This window comes from Enterobacter sp. WCHEn090032 (assembly GCF_003986875.1).
Classification (GTDB): Bacteria; Pseudomonadota; Gammaproteobacteria; order Enterobacterales; family Enterobacteriaceae; genus Enterobacter; species Enterobacter sichuanensis.
Map to the genome: position 1 here is coordinate 1 of NZ_RXRN01000055.1, position 4,646 is coordinate 4,646.

Here is a 4,646-nt window from a genome sequence, read left to right on the forward strand (position 1 = left end):
GCGCGAGCGAATAGCGTTCAGTTGCGTGACCCGCTTATGGGCAATCTTCTTTCCAGCGCCCTCTAACGGATTACCAGCCGCATCCCAGCGCCACTGCTCCTGACCGGGCAGCGAGCCGTCCTGAGCGAGCAGGCCCCGGCGCTGTCGTACTGCCAGCGGTTCCAGTTAAACGGGTTATCGTCCCGTTCTTCCCGCACCAGGTTATTGCGATAATCGTACTCCAGGCGGCGGGACCAGCGGCGCGGCGACGGGCGCTGGGCATTGCCGGTAAAGTTGTCCCATCGATAAAGATTACATCGTTAAAGATGGCGACGTAATGAACTTCTTGTTTAACGTTTTATTTGTTTTGAATGAAAAAAAACCAAGCTTTGGGATGGTTTTTTTCAATATGGGGGACTCATTGCGCCCCCCGAATACTACTTATAATTGAAGTGGTTTATAACTTATAATTTTATCCGCAATTTCTTCTGCGCTGAGTTCTTCATAATAAATATAATTAGCTGCCTGAGGATCTGCGACACTTCTACAAAGGAGGTCGATGTCATTATCCGCTTCTTCTTCTGTCCCTTCGCAGTGTTGGATTTTCCTTATTAGTTCGATAAGCACTTGTCTTTGCATATTATACCTCAAAAATGATAAGCACGATCTAGAATGTCAAGGTGATATTTTGTTGTAACGATTACTTGATTATCAATCATCATAAATACCGCCTCCATGTTGGATAGGGGTTCTCTGGTGTAGGACATAAGATCTATTTTTCCCGCTCCACTGTGTATCATGCGCTACTGGAGCTTTTCCGCCCCGCATTCCAGAAACGACAGAGCGTGGGCTTTTGTCAAGGCATTTTGAATTGGTTGCTTAATTAAGCGAACTGCTCATCATTATTAAAATCATGTTCTATATGTGTCATTATCCCTATAATAATTCACCTCATCGATAAACCATTTATTCCCATGACCTCCACTATTTTTATTCTTCACAATATAGTTCAAAGAACTGACTAACATCCATCCTTTCAAAGAAAAAGTTTCTACTGCTAAGGGCATTTCCAGATCCTCTTCATCAAGGTATATTTCGTCATCCTCCAAACTTTGGATATAATCCCAAGAAATATAAAAGAAGTGAGTATCTTCAGGCCGTGCTTCCCATGTGTTTATGTTAGTATAAATCCATTCACCAGGCTCTAACTGAGAAAGACTTGCTATTAATTCATCTATAGATGTATATGTATTCATTATACCCTCACAATTATCTGCATCGAGACCCCCCCAAGTTTTTCTTCCACCATATCCTTTCGGGTCATAATCCAGATGCCTTGAGTTATGATCTGGCCAATCAACCAATTGTAACAACCCACCAACTCGCTCATGATGATGCCAAGTTGTTTCACAACCAGAACCTGTTGGAGCTGTTCTTAGGAGCGCGCCACGCTTACCTGGTGAAACCTTTTCAAATATTCCCGGGAATTTTTCCTCAAGGGAAGCTCTATATGATGGGTCATTATTCATTTTATAATATAATTGTCTGTTCGCTTTCTGGAAGTGTTTTCCGTCACTCATTCTAAACATGTTTTTAGGTAAGTTTTTTTAATATTGACTTTATAGGCGCCATCATCCCCAAGATTGAGAAATAATACATTCCATTTATTTACCTCTTCTACTCCATCTTCTGGAAGACTCCACCAATCTACGTCTTCATTTATTCCATGCTTTAATGACATCAAATCATAAATAACTAAAGTGGTAGTGTCTGTTTGTATGCTTATGATTTTTCTCATTGCGTAAGCAAAGGCCGGAAATCCCCCCCCCGGTCTAGCCCATTAGTTAACAAAGCTTTCTATAGATTTTATAATGCTTTTATAGAATTGAATCAACTCTTCACCGACTGGTATATTCTCAGTCGGCGATTCAATTGGCACTCCATGCTGATCATATATTTTATTTCTGACAGGATTTTTAAAATAATGCCGTGGTAAAATATCCACTTCGCTCGTTTCGATAGTTTTAAACGTTACGAAATAAGCGTTTTTCCAACATGAATTATCAGTAATAATTGGTGGCAATAGCAAATTATCTTTTGCCAATACAGCATCTTCTTGAAGCGAAGATGTAAAATAGTCATATATATATATAACTATAGCATTTTTGAATGGGCCGACATCTATTTTACCCAGGGCGACCATACCATAGCCTAATCGATCATCATTTAACTGAAAGTAAAAAACATCGCCTTCTTTTGGCCACTTTTTTTGCTTTTCATTTCCTGACACTACTGTAAGTCTGTCGGCCATTTTACATTAATCCCATTGTTTTTAAGCCAGTTTCCACCCCACAAAACAGCATCCGAGTATAACTTTCTTGTAGGACTTATGCTATTGATAGAATTTTCAAAATGGGAATTATTGTGAATAACTGCTTATTCTATGCTCCGTGCATGACCGCGATTTAGCGGTTCTTCAGTGATTCTAAATCCTAAATACACATGGGTATTATTCCCACCTTTTGCCTTTCTTTTAATCCAGTCAGCAAATGACATGTTTCTCACTGACCGTTTAGGGCTTCCATTTTTGCAAGCGGTTAAACCTATAGGATCCCCCCCCAGCGCATTCGGCGCATACTGGTAAAGATTTATCCCCCCGCCAGCCCTATCGGGTCCTGATGCGTAAACCGTCCGCAGTCCGGGTCGTAATACCTGAACAGATTGTCGTGCAACTCTCTCACAATGCAGGTGCTGCCCCTGCATCCGCTCGTTCTGGGAATATCCTGATCCCTGCGTCTCGCTCTCCCGGAGCTGCTTGCCCCAGGTGCTGTTCACCATCGTACTGGTAGTGCCGGATCTGGCCGTTATCCTTCTCTACGGTACGGCCGTGGATGTCATAACGCTACTGAATACCGTTCAGTTGCGTGACCCAGTTATGGGCAGTCTTCTTTCCAGCGCCCTCTAACGGATTACCAGCCGCATCCCAGCGCCAATGCTCCTGACCGCGCAGCATGCCGTCCTTAACGAGCAGGCGCCCGGCGCTGTCGTACTGCCAGCGGTACCAGTTAAACGGGTTATCGTCCCGTTCTTCCCGCACCAGGTTATTGCGATAATCGTACTCCAGGCGCTGGGCATTGCCGGTAAAGATGTCCCGTCGATAAAGATTACAGCGTTAAAGATGGCGACGTAATGAACTTCTTGTTTAACGTTTGATTTGTTTTGAATGAAATAATCCAAGCTTAGCGTGGATTTTTTATTGCGGGCAATGTATCAATAAATAACCAGTTTTCCCGCTGGCCAAGTACCTGACCATCCACAGGGCATATGCCCAGCTTCATAAACACTAATTAATCCGTCAAAAAAGAATGGCTCTTGTAGTAGAGAACTATACGCATCTTCAAGCAAGAAATTCATAAGGTCCCATTTTAAGCTCTCAGTCATTGTAACTATCTCAGACTCTGGGAAGGTGATTTTTGGGATAATATCATTCTCCACAACTTTCTTAGCGTCTTTGACCAAAGAGTTCCAGTATTGATATTTGCTAGTATGTTTTTTTGCGAGAAAACCCGTTATTTCATTACCAGCCTCCAAAGTGGCACTTTCCCATTCATCACTTTTCAAGCCTTTTATAAATAAGCTAAGGGACTTAGTTTGGATAACCCCGGGGAGTGTCGTCGCCATACCAAGATTAACAAACCAATTAATTTTATTTAACCTGTCCATTGCTAACTGGGATATTTTCATGTTTTAACCTGATTTATTCTTCCGGAGATCCTAGGTACGTTCATGCCACCAAGCGCACCATGTTCTATTCGATTTTGAATACTATACCTGACAGCTTCTTTAACCTGATTTGCTGGTAATCCTGCCGCCTCCAGTGAATGCTTCAATGCCTGAGTATATTGGAGGTTGGAAGGCATTTCTCGGTATGAAGCGCCGCCTTTCCTAAATTGATTCCAAAACTGTTCTAAAGATTTATGAGCTTCATAGTGCGGAGTACCTGGTGGAGTAAACGCATTACCATCTAATTTGATCGCTGCTCCACTATTAGTAGGTATAATGTCACGGAATGCAGCATCCTGATTTAAGTGATGTGATTGTCCAGGCAGTAAGTCATGTTTTAACTTGCATTTCAACCCCCACGGATCAACCCACCCCAGCGCATTCAACGCATACAGGTAAAGATTTATCCCCCCCGCCAGCCCTATAGGGTACTGCTGCGTAAACCGTCCGCAGCCCAGGTCGTAATACCGGAACAAATTGTCGTGCAGCCCTGTCTCGCGATGCAGGTGTTGCCCCTGCATCCGCAGGTCTGAGAATATCCTGCTCCCTGTGTCTCGCTCTCCTGCAACAGCTTGCCCCAGGCGTTGTTCACCCCTTCCCAGCGCACCTGCCCTTCGATATCCGTCATCCGCTCTGGCGTGCCGTTGGACTGGCAGTGGAACCAGAAGATCTCCGGGGCATCAACGCCGTCAATACGCACCAGCGAGTCGTAGCTGTCCTGGTCGCTGTAAACGTAGGTCAGCGGCACGTCTCCATGCAGCTCCTGCAGCAGGCGGAACCCTTCCCAGACAAACCGGGTGGTCACCGGTTTGCCGGTTGGCTGACCGCCCAGCATCTGCTGGCGCGTTTTGCTGATGCGGCGTCCGAGAGGGTCGTAGCGGAAG

General features: G+C 44.4%; 5 protein-coding genes and 3 pseudogenes. All 8 read right to left on the reverse strand.

The window, feature by feature from the left end; translation table 11 throughout:
* A pseudogene (locus tag EKN83_RS23620) lies at window positions 1–290 on the reverse strand (RHS repeat protein); the annotation flags it as partial.
* A gap of 130 nt (window positions 291–420) precedes the next feature.
* Window positions 421–618 (reverse strand): hypothetical protein, encoded by a 198-nt coding sequence (locus tag EKN83_RS23100; RefSeq protein WP_047958871.1) that lies wholly within the window; start codon window positions 616–618, stop codon window positions 421–423.
* A gap of 272 nt (window positions 619–890) precedes the next feature.
* The gene (locus tag EKN83_RS23105; protein ID WP_126801784.1) at window positions 891–1,559 is read right to left on the reverse strand and encodes a hypothetical protein; all 669 of its coding nucleotides are present in this window, start codon (window positions 1,557–1,559) and stop codon (window positions 891–893) included.
* Complete coding sequence (locus tag EKN83_RS23110; RefSeq protein WP_221885395.1) at window positions 1,556–1,777, reverse strand: DUF6386 family protein; 222 nt, start codon at window positions 1,775–1,777, stop codon at window positions 1,556–1,558. Before EKN83_RS23110 ends, EKN83_RS23105 begins: the two co-directional genes overlap by 4 nt.
* 42 nt (window positions 1,778–1,819) lie before the next feature.
* Window positions 1,820–2,290 (reverse strand): Imm26 family immunity protein, encoded by a 471-nt coding sequence (locus tag EKN83_RS23115; RefSeq protein ID WP_126801785.1) that lies wholly within the window; start codon window positions 2,288–2,290, stop codon window positions 1,820–1,822.
* A gap of 125 nt (window positions 2,291–2,415) precedes the next feature.
* Window positions 2,416–3,142, reverse strand: a pseudogene (locus tag EKN83_RS23120) (RHS repeat domain-containing protein); the annotation flags it as partial.
* A gap of 107 nt (window positions 3,143–3,249) precedes the next feature.
* Complete coding sequence (locus EKN83_RS23125) at window positions 3,250–3,723, reverse strand: hypothetical protein (protein ID WP_126801786.1); 474 nt, start codon at window positions 3,721–3,723, stop codon at window positions 3,250–3,252.
* Between the two features lie 386 nt (window positions 3,724–4,109).
* Window positions 4,110–4,646, reverse strand: a pseudogene (locus tag EKN83_RS23130) (RHS repeat domain-containing protein); the annotation flags it as partial.